The organism is Limnohabitans sp. Rim28 (genome assembly GCF_000293865.2).
In the GTDB taxonomy this organism is placed as follows: Bacteria; Pseudomonadota; Gammaproteobacteria; order Burkholderiales; family Burkholderiaceae_C; genus Limnohabitans_A.
The window spans coordinates 1-13,577 of record NZ_ALKN02000009.1 but is presented as its reverse complement, the minus strand read 5'-3'; the positions used below and the strand labels follow the sequence as shown (position 1 = coordinate 13,577).

Here is a 13,577-nt window from a genome sequence, read left to right as displayed (position 1 = left end):
TCATGAAATTTCCAGGCGTGCGTGCAACCAGCCCCCGCTGTTCACCAAATCTTGGACAACGTGGCCAATGGTGGTGATCACTTCCTCCGTGGCCCGAGAAAGCGGGCGCTCAGCGGCACGCGCGAGGAATCTGCGCAGGTACAGGCCCCGGATCGGCACGGCGACCAAGTGGCCTTCGTCCAGATCAGGCTGAACGGGGGCGGCGAAGTGAACGGTGTAGCCGACACCGGCCATCACCAAGCGTTTGGCCACGTCGAGTGTGGCCACTTCGACGGTTTGATTCAGGCTGATACCCGCGTGGGCGGCGGCCAGGTCCAGCTCCATGCGCACCCCCGACTTGGCCAGACCTGTCATCACCAGCGGCAGGCCCGCCAGTTTGGCGGGGGAGATGCTGCGGACCTTGAGTTTCGGATCACCGCCACGGCCAATCAGGCAGATCTGCTCCGTGAGCAGGGGCGCGCCCAGCAGCTTGGTCGGCTCGTAAGGGGGGTTGAGGATGGCCACGTCCACGCCGCCTTCGAGCAACAGGGTGCGCAGGGTGGGCGGGAAGCCCTCGACGATCCGCAGCCGCACGCCGGGCAGGCGTTGCTCGATGGCCTGCGTCAGGGGCAGTGTGAGCAGCAGCGCCAAGCCAGGCGTCAAACCGACCGACACCGAGCCGCTCGGTTCGCGTTGGCGGGCACCCATGTCTTGTTTGATCTGCTCGGCGTAACGCACCAGGAAAGAGGCGCGCTCCAGCAAAAAGAGAGCCTCCTCGGTGGGCGTGGCGCCACGGGCATGGCGCACAAAAAGTTGTACGCCAAATTCCTCCTCCAGCAGCCGGATCTGGCGGCTGAGCGCAGGCTGGGCCACGTGAAGAACGCTGGCGGCCCGTCCGAAATGTTGGTGCGTGGCCAAGGCGATGAAGTAACGCAGTTGTCTGAGGTCCATGTCAAAAGGGCTAGGGTGGGTTGCGCCGATAACGAATTGTTATGGAATTACTCTAAAAATGCTATTGGACCTTACCCTTGGGCGCTTCCTAGACTAGGGGTCGTGCAGCGCTTTTTGCCCCTTTTTTCAGGACCGGACATCTCATGAAACTTTTGTTTTTGCGCACTGTTCTTCTTTGCTTGGGCCTGACTGCGCCTTTGGCTCAGGCACAGACTTTCCCCAACAAGCCCATTCGCATCGTGGTGCCCTTCGCACCGGGCGGCAACGTGGACGTCACTGCCCGGGTGGTTGGCGCGTCCATGTCGCGACTGCTCAATCAGCCGGTGGTCATAGAAAACAAGGTGGGCGCCGGCGGCAAGGTGGGCGCGGAGTTTGCGATGAAGTCGCCGGCCGACGGCTACACCTTGATGATGGGCTCCAACAGCTCTCTGAGCGTGGCGCCCAACCTGTTCAAGGATTGGCCTTACGACCCCCAGTCGGGGATTGCCCCGGTGAGTCAGCTGGCCCGCGTGCCCTTCGTTCTGGTCACCCGGTCTGGCCTCGGGCCCAAGAACGTGCAGGAACTGGTTGCTTTGGCCAAACAAAAACCCGGAGGGCTCACCATGGCCTCCGCCGGCAGTGGCACCTCCAACCAACTGGTGGGCGAGTACTTCCAGGCGCTGACGGGCACCAACCTGTTGCATGTGCCATACAAAGGGGCGGGCCCGGCCCTTCAGGATGTGATCGCCGGCAGGGTGGATGTGCTCTTTGACCAGGTCACTTCGTCGCTGGCCTTCATCGAGCAGGGCAAGGTTCAAGCCCTGGGCGTTTCTTCAGCAGAGCGCTGGAAGGCCATGCCTGGGGTGCCTACTTTTACGGAAGCCGGGCTCAAGGAACTGGTGTTGAGCAACTTCACCGGTCTGGTGGCCCCAGCGGGTACGCCGCCTGAGGTGATCGCTGTGCTGCAACGTGCGGCCACGCAGGCCCTGCAAGACGAAGCTGTGCTCAAGTCCTTCGGCACCATGGGCGTCGAGGCGGCCGCCAGCACGCCGACACAGTTCTCACAACTGATTCGTGAAGACCTACAGCGCTGGGCGAAGGTCGTTCGTGACAAGAACATCAAACTCGACTGAAGGACCACCCTGTGAACTGGCAACACAAGCTCGGCATCATCGTTCCTTCCTGGAACACGGTCATGGAATACGAGTTCCAGCGCATGGCCGACCCCTCCTTGTCCATCCATGCCCAGCGCATCAAGCACACCGACGACGCCGAGAGCAGTTTGAAGTGGCTCAGCACCCAAGCCCCGGCGGCTGCAACGCTGCTGTCGCATGCCAAGGTTCACGCGATCTGCCACGGCTGCACCGCCAGCGGCTTTCTCAAGACGCCGCAGGAAGACCTGGCTCAGGCCCAGGAGTTGAGCGAGCTGACAGGCGTGCCGTGCACCACTTCGTCGTCGTCGATTGCCAAGGCCTTGCGTGCCGTGTCGGCCCGCCGCATCAGCGTGGCCTCGCCCTATGAACCTTGGCTCAATGAACGGGTAGCGCAGTACTTGCAGGCCGACGGGTTCGACGTGCTGGCCATCAAGGGCCTGGGCACACAATCGCACGCGGCCATCTCGACCGAAGCTGTCAAGGCGCTGGCGCATGAAGTGATGCGCCCTGAGACCGAGGCCCTCTTCATCAGCTGCTCGAACTTCCGCACGCTGGACATCATCTCATCGCTGGAAGCCGAAACCGGAGTACCCGTCATCACCAGTAACCAGGCCGCTCTGTGGGGGACTCTGCGAAGCCTCCGTGATATGCGGGTGGTACTTGGGGCTGGTCGCCTCTTCCAAAATTCTTGAAAGGTCTACCGCATGTCGTTCCGTCGCCTTTTCGTTCTTGCCGCCACCTGCCTGACCTTTGCCGCTCAGGCGCAGGACTACCCGAACCGACCGGTGCGCATCGTTGTCCCCTTTCCAGCCGGCGGTACAACCGACATCATCACCCGCGCGCTGGCCCAAAAGCTCTCGGAAGAATGGAAGCAACCCGTGGTGGTTGACAACCGACCCGGTGGCGGCGCCAACATCGGCGCCGAGCATGCGGTGCGTTCTGCGCCCGACGGCTACACCCTGCTGATGGCCTCCACCGCGCACAGCATCAACGCCACGCTGTATCCCAAGATGACGTATGACCCCCTGAAGGACTTCACGCCCCTCACTCTGGTGGCCGAGACCGCCCAGGTGCTGGTGGTGCATCCCTCGGTTCCGGCCAACACCACGCGCGAACTGATTCAATACCTGAAGACCACGTCTGCGCCGGTGAGCTACAGCTCTGCCGGCAACGGCAGTCAGCCCCACCTGTCTGCCGAGATGTTCAAGACCATGAGCGACACCAAGATGCTGCACGTGCCCTACAAGGGCGGACCCCAGGCCATGACCGATCTGGTCGCCGGCCATGTGCAGGTCTCCTTGGCCACCGCCCCCTCGGCTGTGCCCTTCATCAAGAGCGGCAGGATCAAGGCCTTGGGCGTGAGCTCGCGCCAACGCATCCCGGCGCTGCCGGAGGTGCCCACCATCAACGACTCGGGCTTGCCGGGTTATGAGGCCAGTGGCTTCTTTGGCCTGGTGGGCCCGGCCAATTTGCCGCCGGCCATCGCAGCCAAGATCCACACCGCTGTCGTGCGCATCGTCAAGGAGCCCGCCATGAGCAAGTACCTGAGCGAGCAGGGCGCCGATGCCTACACCAGCAGCCAGGCCGAATATGCTGCCTTTTTGCGTGACGAAGTCGCCAAATGGGGCAAGGTCGTTAAGGAAACAGGAGCCAAGATTGACTGACACGAACCTCGACGACCTGCCCGAATGTGAGGCACACGATCCGCACCCCCAAAAGCCGCGGATCCAAATTCCGGCCCATGCTTGCGACACACATGCCCATGTCTGCGGGCCTCGTTCGCTCTTTCCTCTGGTGGCCAATCGTCTGTACAACCCGCCGCAGGCGCCGTTGCATGAATTTCGGCACATGCTCGATACTCTGGGCATCGAGCGCGCGGTCCTGGTGCAGCCCAGCGTCTATGGCACCGACAACAGCGCCATGCTCGAAGCCTTGGCGCAAGACCCGGTGCGTCTTCGCGCCGTGGCGGTGGTGCCTTTTGACGTGGACACCCAGCGCGTGCGCGAGCTGCATGCCCTGGGGGTGCGCGGCGTGCGCTGCAACATCGTCGACCTCAAGGACGGCAAAGGGCAGTTGCCGATGGAGGGGCTGCGCCGCTTGGCGGCCACCATCGCGCCGTTGGGCTGGCATATCGAATTTTTGATGCACGTCAACGAATTCCCCGACCTCGCGCAGCAACTGGGTGACCTGCCGGTCCAGTTGGTATTCGGCCATCTGGGCTATGTGCCCACGCAGTTGGGATTTGGCGCCGGGTTTGAAGGTTTGGTCGAACTGGCGCGTGCCGGTCGCGCCCTGATCAAGCTGACCGCGCCCTACCGACTGACGACAGAAGCCAGCCCCTACCCCAGTGTGCACCCCGTCGCGACGCGTCTGCTGCAAGAGGTGCCTCAAAGCCTGATGTGGGGCAGCGATTGGCCGCACGTCTTCATCAAAAGCGCAATGCCCAACGATGGTGATCTGTTCAACCTTTTTCTGGACTGGTTGGGCACGCCGGAGTTGCTCCAGTCCATTCTGGTCGATAACCCAGCCCGACTCTACGGATATCCATGACCTCAGCTCCCCCCTCTGCTTCTATTTACCCTGGCCAACAGCGACTGCGCGAAGGCCAGTCCGTGATCGCCGTCAACGTGGGCGGTCGCAACCCCGACATCCTCAAGGCCCTGGCGACATCTGGCGCCGACTTTGCTTTCATTGATTGTGAACGCTCCGGCATCGGCCTGGACGTTGCGACCGACATGATCCGCGCCGCCCAAGTGGCGGGTCTGGCGCCCATTGTGCGCAGCTGGTCCAAGGACCCACAGGTCCTGGTGCAGTACCTGGATCGGCAAGCCTGTGGGCTGGTGGTGCCGCACATCAACACTGCCCAGGACGCGGCCGATGTGGTCGAACTCATGCACTACGCTTGCGGCGAGCAGGCGCTGAAAAAATCGGTGATCGTGCAGATCGAGACTGTGGACGCGGTGCGTAACCTGGATGCGATCATGGCCGTGCCGGGCGTGGATGCTTACTTGGTGGGCCCCAACGACCTGGCCTACAGCATCATGGGCAAGCGCGGCGCGCAGACGCCCGAAGTGATGGCCACGATTGCCGAGGTCAGCCAGCGGCTGAAGCAGGCGGGCAAGGTGTTTGGCATGCCAGCCAATTGGGCGCAGCTCGAGGGCTTCAAGCAGGCGGGGGCGACCTTGCTGTACTTCCCGGTCGAGTGGCTGCTCGATCGCGCCCTGCGCGAGCTCAATGCTGTGATGAAGAAGTGATCAAGCCATCCAACAGTTTGGACAGACACCACGGCACAACCCCTTCGAGGCGTCTATGCGCCTGTCATCACGCCCTTTGACCGCGCGCTCGCGTCCGACGCTGAGCGCTTCACGGCCCACTGTCGTTGGCTGGTGAACCATGGTGCCGGGCTTGCTATTTTTGGCACCAACTCTGAAGCCGCATCGCTGTCGGTGGATGAGTGCCTGCACCTGACCGACCACCTGTTGGAAAAAGGTGGGTCTGAAGAGGGGGTGTTCACGTATTACAGCGAGATCATCGAGCGGGTGGGCAGCGACAAGCTGGGCATTTACCTTTATCACATCCCGCAGATGACGCAGGTGCCGCTCACGATGTCCTTGATTGAGCGGCTGATCAAACGGTATCCGCACACCATCATGGGCGCCAAGGATTCGTCGGGCGATTGGGCCAACTCGCGTGCCATGATCGAAGCTTTTGCACCCATCGGCTTTGCGGTGTTTCCGGCCAGTGAATCCCTTTTGACCGCTTCCTTGGCCCTTGGCGGGGCAGGCTGCATCAGCGCCACGGTGAGCGTGAACCCGTCGGGCATCAAGGCTTTGTTTGACCGCTGGAACATGCCTGATGGGATGATGCTGCAGGAGCAGGCCGATCAAATCCGCAAAATCTTCCAAGCGACGCCCAAGATTGCCGCCATGAAACGCACAGCCGCAGAACACTCGGGCCATGCGGATTGGGCGAGGGTGCGCCCGCCTTTGTGCGGGCTCGACGAGGAGGCGGCTGCGTCGCTACGGCGTGCGTTGGGTGCTGTGGGCTTTGGGATGGAGGGGTATCCGCGCTGAGGGGCATCCCCAAAACTGATCATCAGTTTGCCAACGGCCGAGCAGCTGCAAACTGAACTCCTGGATGACCTGTTGTAGGGCGGAGCTTGAGCTTCAACTTGCGGGCCTTTGGTTTGCCTTCCTGTCTGGGCCAAAGCCACCGATCTCCATACCAGAGAGCGCCGATGTGGGGATCACGCCATCAACGGCAAAGCCCTTTGCCTTTTGCCTGTTAAAGCAAACAGCGCATTGGCCACTGCCGGTGCCAGTGGCGGCACCGCCGGTTCGCCCACGCCAGCCGGGTGGCGGGTGCTGGGCACGATGTGGGTTTCCACCACAGGGGTCTGGCTGAGCGTGAGCATGGGTGCATCCCCAAAGTTGCTTTGTTGCACCACGCCGCCCACGATGTCGATCTTGCCGAAAAGCGCGGCGCTCAGGGCATAGACCACGCTGCTTTCCATTTGTTGGGCCACCGTGCCGGGGTTGACCACGGTGCCGCAGTCGATGGCACAGACCACACGGTGCACGCGGATCTGACCCTTGGCCAGGGACACTTCGGCCACTTGCGCCACGATGGCGCCAAAGGATCTGTGCAGCGCGATGCCCCGCGCAAGGCCTGCGGGCAAGGGCTTGCCCCAGCCCGCTTTGTCGGCCGCCAACTGCAGCACAGCGGCGTAGCGCGGCACGTCTTTCAACAGCTTCAGGCGGAAGGCCAGCGGGTCTTGTTGGGTGGCAACGGCCAGCTCATCAATGAAACTTTCCGAGAAAAAGGCGTTGTGCGAATGGCCAACCGAGCGCCAAAAGCCGACGGGCACGCCGGACTTGGTGGCCACATGGCTCATGTGCTGGCTGGCAAAACCGTAGGGCAAATCGAACAGGCCTTCCGAGGTGGTCTTGTCGGGCATGTCGATGGGGCCTGATAAGTGGGGCGCTGCACGCGCCATCCAGCGTGGGGTGATGGCGTCACCGGCCGACTTGATGCGCAAGCTGCTGACTTCGCCTTTGTCGTCGAGCGAGGCCTGGAACTTGGCCAGGTGCATGGGCCGGTAAAAGTCGTGCTTCATGTCTTCTTCGCGTGACCAACTCAGCTGGACCGGCTGCCCCTCACAGGCCATGGCCACTTGCACGGCTTGGCCGACAAAGTCGACGTCCAGACGACGCCCGAAACCACCGCCCAGTTGCGTGACGTGAACGGTGACTTGTGTCACATCGACCTTGGCCACTTTGGCCGCCATGTCACGGGCCATTTGCGGCACTTGCGTGGGCACCCAGATCTCCACCTTGCCATCTTTGACTTGCGCGGTGCAGTTCATGGGCTCCATCGTGGCGTGAGCCAGATAGGGCGCTTGGTACAGCGCATCGATGCGGTTGGCGGCGGCTTTTTCGGCCTGTGTGGGTAAGCCTTGCTCGTGGAAGGTGAAGCCGCTGTCTTTGTTCAAGGCCTTGAGCAAGTCGGCCTGGATGCGTTGGGTGTCCACCGCGCCCGTGGCCGGGGCCTGCCACTTCACTTTCACGACCTGCGCGCCTTGGCGGGCGTGCCAAGTGGTTTGACCCACCACGGCCAAGCCCGCGGTACCGCCGCCCCAAGCGTCCAGCGGCACGACTTTGGAAACGCCCTTCAGGGCCAAAGCATCTTTGGTGTCCATGGACGCAGCGCTGCCGCCCAGCATGGGGCACATCTGCACGGCGGCAAACAGCAAGCCGGGTAGGCGCACATCGGCACCAAACTGGGCTTGACCTGTGACTTTGGCCGGGATGTCGGTGCGCGGCGCGGGTTGACCGATGAGCTGCCACTTTTCACGCGATTTGGTTTGGATGCCCGAGGGCGTGCTGCCTGAAGCAGCGGCCACCATCTGCCCGTAGTGCGCAGATTGACCCGAAGCGTGTTGCATCACACCTGAGGCCACGGTGATTTCGCTGACGGGCACTTGCCACGCCGCCGCAGCGGCTTGCAGCAAGCTGGCGCGTGCTGTGGCAGCGGCCATGCGCAAAGGGTCCCACAGGTCAGCGATGGAGGACGAGCCGCCGGTGGCGTTGATGCCCAATTCGCGGGCGATTTTTCCCACCAGCCATTCGCCCATCTTGATCTTGGTGGGCTTGTGCTCGCCCTCGCTGTCCAGCGGGTGAAAGGGCAGGCTGGCCACCAGCATGGCCACGTTGCCATAAATGCTGTCGGCGCCGGCTTGTTCCAGGCGCACGCGGCCCAGTGGCATGTCCAGTTCTTCGGCCACCAACATGGCCAGCGCCGTGTGCACGCCCTGACCCATTTCGCTGCGCGGCATGGCCAGCACCACGGCGCCGTCGGCAGCGATTTTGATCCAGCCGTTCAGGGCGACATCGCCTTGGGTTTGGCGCATGAGTTCGGGTGCGCCCAAGCGCGAGCGTGCGGGCATGACGCCCCAGCCGACGATCAATGCGCCGGTCGCGCCCAGGGCGCTGAGTAACCAGGTGCGGCGTTTCATGCGGCACCGCCTTTTTTCATTTGCACCGCTGCCCGGTGGATGGCGGCGCGCACGCGCTGGTAGGTGCCGCAGCGGCACAGGTTGGTCATGGCGGCGTCAATGTCGGCATCGCTGGGCTGGGGGTTTTGGTCCAGCAGGGCGGCAGCGGCCATCAGCATGCCGCTTTGGCAGTAACCACATTGCGGCACCTGCTCGGCAATCCACGCGGCTTGTAAGGGGTGGGGCTTTTCTGCCGTGCCCAAGGATTCGATGGTTTTGATTTTTTGAGATGCAACAGCAGACACGGGCATCACGCATGAGCGCACAGGCTGACCGCCCACGTGCACTGTGCAGGCCCCGCAAGCGGCGATGCCGCAGCCAAATTTGGTGCCCGTCAGGTTCAGTTCGTCGCGCAGCACCCAGAGCAAGGGCATGCTCGGGTCGGCGCTTGTGGTGTGGCTTAGGCCGTTGATGTTCAGTTGCAAGGTGTTTTTCCGGTGAATGATGTCGTCATAGGACAAATGAGCTCATTTTTATGCCTGCATCAGGTGAAGAACACATGGCGTACCTTTCAAGTCACCGCATTTTTGAGTGCAAAGCCGGCATCTTGCCATTCGCCACTTTGCATGACTTGGCGTAAATGCTCTGCGGCCTGCCACACATCGGCATAGCCGATGTAAAGCGGCGTGAAGCCAAAGCGCAGGATGTCGGCGTGCAAGCCGCCATCACCAGCCCTGAAGTCACCGATGACGCCACGCGCGATCAGGGCTTGCACGATGGCGTAGGCGCCCTCGGCGCGGGTCAGGCTCACTTGCGAACCGCGCAGCGCTTCCTCAGCCGGTGTGGCGATGCCAAAGCCGTGGTTGTGCAAGCGCGAGCGCACAAGCTGCATGAAAAGGCCTGTGAGTGCCAGCGATTTTTGGCGAAGTGCGGCCATGCCGCCCAGTGGCTCGGCGGCCAACAGGGTGTCCAGTCCGCAGTCGAGCGCGGTAAGGCTCAGAATGGGCTGTGTTCCGCATTGGAAGCGCGTGATGCCTTTGGCGGGTTGGTAATCAGGGGTGAAGGCAAAGGGCGCGGCATGGCCCCACCAACCGGCCAGCGGTTGCATGAATGGCAGGTCGCGGCGGTCGCTGTGCTGCGGGTGCACCCACACAAAGGCAGGTGCTCCGGGGCCTCCGTTGAGGAATTTGTAACCGCAGCCCACGGCAAAGTCGGCCCCCGAGCCGTTCAGGTCGACCGGCACCGCGCCCGCGCTGTGCGCCAGGTCCCAAACCGTCAGGATGCCTTGCGCGCGGGCCTGCGCGGTGAGGGCCTGCATGTCGTGCATGGCGCCGGTGCGGTAGTTCACATGGGTGAGCATGAGCACCGCCACATCGGCTTTCAGGGCCGCGGCGATCTCGTCAGCTTCGACCAATTGAAGCGTGTAGCCGCGTTCATGGCACAAGGCTTCGGCGATGTAGAGGTCCGTAGGGAAGTTGCTGCGTTCGCTGACGATCTTCTTTTTATGCGGGTGGTCGGCGGCGGCGATGTGCAGTGCGGCGGCCAGCACTTTGAACAGGTTGATCGAGGTGCTGTCGGCGGCAATCACTTCGCCTGCTTGCGCGCCGATGACGCGGGCAATTTTGTCGCCTACGCGCTGGGGCAGGGTGAACCAGCCTGCGCTGTTCCAGCTTTTGATCAGGTCGTGGCCCCATTCATGGGTGATGGCCTGTGCCACGCGCGCCGGGGCGTTTTTGGGCAGTGCGCCCAGCGAGTTACCGTCCAGGTAGATCACGCCTGCAGGAAGGTCAAATTGGTGGCGCAGGGACCGCAGTGGGTCTTGTGCGTCCAGCAGTTCGCAGTCTTGCAAGGTGGGGGTGAAAATCATGGTGGGCTAAATTGAAGCACGACATCAAGCGTTCAGTGAGGGCAAGCCGTGGCGTCGTCGTGCTTGTTCGCAGGCCGGACTGCCTTCTTCAAACTCACGGCAGGGCGAGGGCCGCCATTCGTAGATGCCGCAAATGGCTTTTTCCCCCGTCTTTCCGTATAACGCTGCGCAACGGGGTGGACTGTGGTCGGTGCCACGCATGCGGCAGGTGTGCTCGGTGATGGGCGAGGCCAGGCCTGCAGGCACATGGCCGCCGCCTTCTTCGTATTCGCAGACCGAGAAGTCCACCCGGAAACTCACGCAGCATGCGCCGCAGGTGGTGCAGACAGACATGTCAGGCCTTCACGCGGCCCAATAGCAAAAACTCCATGAGCGCTTTTTGCACATGCATGCGGTTTTCGGCTTCGTCCCAGACCACCGACTGTGGGCCGTCGATGACTTCGGCGCTGACTTCTTCGCCGCGGTGCGCGGGCAAGCAGTGCATGAACAGGGCGTCGGGCTTGGCCACTTGCATCATGGCTTCGTCCACGCACCAGTTGGCAAAAGCTTTTTTACGGGCCTCGTTTTCAGCCTCATAGCCCATGCTGGTCCACACGTCGGTGGTGACCAAATCAGCGCCTCGGCAGGCGTCTTCGGGGTCTTTGAAGATTTTGTAGCTGTCGGCGCTGCGCAAACCGGCCACGGCTTGGTCCACTTCGTAACCGCTGGGCGTACTCAGGTGCACCGTAAAGCCCAGCAATTCGGCCGCTTGCAGCCAGGTGTTGGCCATGTTGTTGCCGTCGCCCACCCAGGCCACCACTTTGCCCTTGAGATAAGACGGATCGGGCAGCCCTTGGGCATCGAGGCCCCGGTGCTCGAGCAGCGTGAACAGGTCGGCCAAAATTTGGCAGGGGTGAAACTCGTTGGTCAGCCCGTTGATGACGGGCACGCGCGAGTGAGAAGCAAAGCGCTCGATCTTGTCTTGGCCGTAGGTGCGGATCATGACGATGTCGGTCATGCGGCTGATCACTCGGGCGCTGTCTTCAATCGGCTCGGAGCGGCCGAGTTGGCTGTCGCCGGTGGTCAGGTGCACCACCGAGCCGCCCAGTTGGTACATGCCGGCTTCAAAACTCACCCGGGTGCGGGTGCTGGCTTTCTCAAAAATCATGGCCAGTGTGCGGTCGGCCAGCGGGTGGTACTTTTCGTAGGCCTTGAACTTGCGCTTGATCTCGGCTGCGCGGGCAAACACATGCCCATATTCATCGGCTGTGAGGTCGGTGAACTGCAGGTAGTGCCGAACTGGCACCGGTAGGGTCAGACTCATGCGGTTTCTGCCAAAAAGGTTTTGATCAGCGGCACCAAAATGGCGACCACTTCGTCGGCCTCGGCCTCGGTCATGATCAATGGGGGCACCAGGCGGATCACGCTGTCGGCCGTGACACTCAACAGCAAACCGGCTTCGGCGGCCCGTGTCCATATGGCGCCGCAAGGCCGGTCCAGCTCAATGCCCAGCATCAGGCCTTGGCCGCGCACTTCTTTCATGCCTTGAACCCCTGCCAGGGCTTTTTCAAGGGCAGCGCGCAGATGGTCACCAACCCGTGCTGCATGGGCCATCAGGCCGTCTTTTTCCATGATCCGGATGGTCTCCACGCCGGCGCGCATGGCCAGTGGATTGCCGCCAAAGGTGGTGCCGTGGTTGCCGGGCTGAAAGATGTGGGCGGCCCTGGGGCCCGCCACCACCGCGCCGATCGGCACGCCCGAGCCCAAGCCTTTGGCCAGCGGCATCACATCCGGCACGATGCCCGCCCACTGGTGGGCAAACCACTTGCCGGTTCGGCCCATGCCGCACTGCACCTCGTCGATCATCATGAGCCAGTCTTTCTGGTCGCACAGGGCGCGCACTTGCTGCAGGTATTCGATGCGCATGGGGTTGATGCCGCCTTCACCCTGGATGGTCTCCATGAACACCGCCACCACATTGGGGTTGCCTTCGGTGGCTTTTTTCAGGGCGTCGATGTCGTTGACCGGCACCCGCAAAAACCCGTCGAGCATGGGGCCGAAACCTTTTTTCAGTTTCTCGTTGGCGGTGGCGCTCAGGGTGGCGATGCTGCGGCCGTGGAAGGCTTTTTCATAGACCACGATTTCGGGCTTTTCGATGCCCTTGTCGTGACCGAACTTGCGCGCCAGTTTGATGGCCGCTTCGTTGGCTTCCAAGCCCGTGCAGCAGAAAAACACGTTGGTCATGCCCGACAGCTCGACCAGCTTGGCCGCCAGCACTTCGGCGTTGGGCACATGGAAGTAGTTGCAACTGTGGATCATCTTGCCCAACTGGTCTTGCAGGGCGGGCACCAGCTCTGGGTGGTTGTGACCCAGGGTGTTCACGGCAATACCCGCCAATGCGTCGAGGTACTCCTTGCCATTGACGTCCCAGACACGGCAACCTTGACCATGGCTGAGTGCGATCGGCAGTCGGCCATAGGTGTTCATGGTGTGCGGTGAGGCGGCTTCAATGTGAGCGGACATGCGTGAACTCCTGAAATAAAAATCGGCCCAATGGTGTGGGGCCGTTGAGTGAATATTTTAGAGGCAGATGCCTGCGGCTTCTGGGGTCTTGAGGATAGGCTCAAGTCTTATATAAGATATAATACTGATTCAACTCAAACAGCGGTGATCCTGGTGTTTTTGGCGTCCACTTCAACCCTTCTATCCGATGGTTTCTAACTCCGTTAAAGAAGTCTTTATCCAGGGCATTACCCATGACGGAAAGACCTTCAGACCCAGTGATTGGGCTGAGCGTTTGGCAGGGGTGATGAGCCAGTTTCGCCCCGGCGGCGCTGTTCCAGGCAGCCACTTGAGCTATTCGCCCTGGTGCATTCCCACCACCATGGGCAACGTGAAATGCGTGGTGGTCCACCATGACCTGCGTGACCACGATGTCATGGCTTGGGACTTTGTGATGAACTTCGCCAGAGACAATGGCCTGCAAGTGGCAGAAGCCTGTTTATTGCCCGACCCACCCCCCAAAAAATAAGAGCCGAGAACCGACCTCCCAAGGGCGGTTTTTTGTTGCCAGCGCGATTAGATTCGACAGATTGCAATGCCTCTCGCTGAGTTGGGGCCATCGCCGGGTGACGATTTCTGCGAGCGAAGCGAGTCATGAGGAGCCCGGCGATGG

14 protein-coding genes are annotated in these 13,577 nt (G+C 61.9%); 7 read left to right on the top strand and 7 right to left on the bottom strand.

What is annotated here, in order from left to right; all coding sequences use genetic code 11:
* On the bottom strand, positions 1-930 hold the full coding sequence (locus B472_RS11170; protein WP_019427006.1) for a LysR family transcriptional regulator: 930 nt from the start codon (positions 928-930) through the stop codon (positions 1-3).
* Between the two features lie 143 nt (positions 931-1,073).
* Here B472_RS11170 and B472_RS11165 point away from each other — a divergent pair, with 143 nt between their 5' ends.
* From B472_RS11165 to B472_RS11140, 6 genes are all read left to right on the top strand, one after another.
* Entirely contained in the window at positions 1,074-2,042 is a 969-nt protein-coding gene (locus B472_RS11165) for a tripartite tricarboxylate transporter substrate binding protein (RefSeq protein ID WP_019427005.1), read from the top strand.
* 11 nt (positions 2,043-2,053) lie between these two features.
* Positions 2,054-2,755: an aspartate/glutamate racemase family protein gene (locus B472_RS11160; protein WP_019427004.1), complete on the top strand. Its 702-nt coding sequence runs from the start codon at positions 2,054-2,056 to the stop codon at positions 2,753-2,755.
* Positions 2,756-2,767: 12 nt separating this feature from the next.
* On the top strand, positions 2,768-3,727 hold the full coding sequence (locus B472_RS11155; protein ID WP_019427003.1) for a tripartite tricarboxylate transporter substrate binding protein: 960 nt from the start codon (positions 2,768-2,770) through the stop codon (positions 3,725-3,727).
* Complete coding sequence (locus tag B472_RS11150) at positions 3,720-4,613, top strand: amidohydrolase (RefSeq protein ID WP_157951975.1); 894 nt, start codon at positions 3,720-3,722, stop codon at positions 4,611-4,613. The genes B472_RS11155 and B472_RS11150 overlap by 8 nt, the downstream gene beginning before the upstream one ends.
* Positions 4,610-5,317 carry an HpcH/HpaI aldolase/citrate lyase family protein gene (locus B472_RS11145; protein WP_019427001.1) on the top strand — a complete coding sequence of 236 codons (708 nt, stop codon included), beginning with the start codon at positions 4,610-4,612 and terminating at the stop codon, positions 5,315-5,317. Before B472_RS11150 ends, B472_RS11145 begins: the two co-directional genes overlap by 4 nt.
* A 132-nt stretch (positions 5,318-5,449) precedes the next feature.
* Positions 5,450-6,136, top strand: coding sequence for a dihydrodipicolinate synthase family protein (locus tag B472_RS11140; protein WP_019427000.1), 687 nt, complete (start codon positions 5,450-5,452; stop codon positions 6,134-6,136).
* 173 nt (positions 6,137-6,309) lie between these two features.
* On the opposite strand, the gene B472_RS11135 is transcribed toward B472_RS11140, so the two are convergent.
* The 6 genes from B472_RS11135 to B472_RS11110 form a co-directional block, all read right to left on the bottom strand.
* Positions 6,310-8,577: a xanthine dehydrogenase family protein molybdopterin-binding subunit gene (locus B472_RS11135; RefSeq protein ID WP_019426999.1), complete on the bottom strand. Its 2,268-nt coding sequence runs from the start codon at positions 8,575-8,577 to the stop codon at positions 6,310-6,312.
* Entirely contained in the window at positions 8,574-9,041 is a 468-nt protein-coding gene (locus tag B472_RS11130; protein WP_026039544.1) for a (2Fe-2S)-binding protein, read from the bottom strand. The genes B472_RS11135 and B472_RS11130 overlap by 4 nt, the downstream gene beginning before the upstream one ends.
* 86 nt (positions 9,042-9,127) lie before the next feature.
* Positions 9,128-10,423 (bottom strand): kynureninase, encoded by a 1,296-nt coding sequence (gene kynU / locus B472_RS11125; protein ID WP_019426997.1) that lies wholly within the window; start codon positions 10,421-10,423, stop codon positions 9,128-9,130.
* 24 nt (positions 10,424-10,447) lie between these two features.
* Positions 10,448-10,756, bottom strand: coding sequence for a YkgJ family cysteine cluster protein (locus tag B472_RS11120; RefSeq protein WP_019426996.1), 309 nt, complete (start codon positions 10,754-10,756; stop codon positions 10,448-10,450).
* A gap of 1 nt (position 10,757) precedes the next feature.
* Complete coding sequence (gene argF, locus B472_RS11115; RefSeq protein ID WP_019426995.1) at positions 10,758-11,726, bottom strand: ornithine carbamoyltransferase; 969 nt, start codon at positions 11,724-11,726, stop codon at positions 10,758-10,760.
* On the bottom strand, positions 11,723-12,925 hold the full coding sequence (locus B472_RS11110) for an aspartate aminotransferase family protein (RefSeq protein WP_019426994.1): 1,203 nt from the start codon (positions 12,923-12,925) through the stop codon (positions 11,723-11,725). Before B472_RS11110 ends, argF begins: the two co-directional genes overlap by 4 nt.
* A 187-nt stretch (positions 12,926-13,112) precedes the next feature.
* On the opposite strand from B472_RS11110, the gene B472_RS11105 reads away from it, so the two are divergent.
* Complete coding sequence (locus B472_RS11105; RefSeq protein WP_026039543.1) at positions 13,113-13,433, top strand: DUF3579 domain-containing protein; 321 nt, start codon at positions 13,113-13,115, stop codon at positions 13,431-13,433.
* Positions 13,434-13,577: the final 144 nt, after the last annotated feature.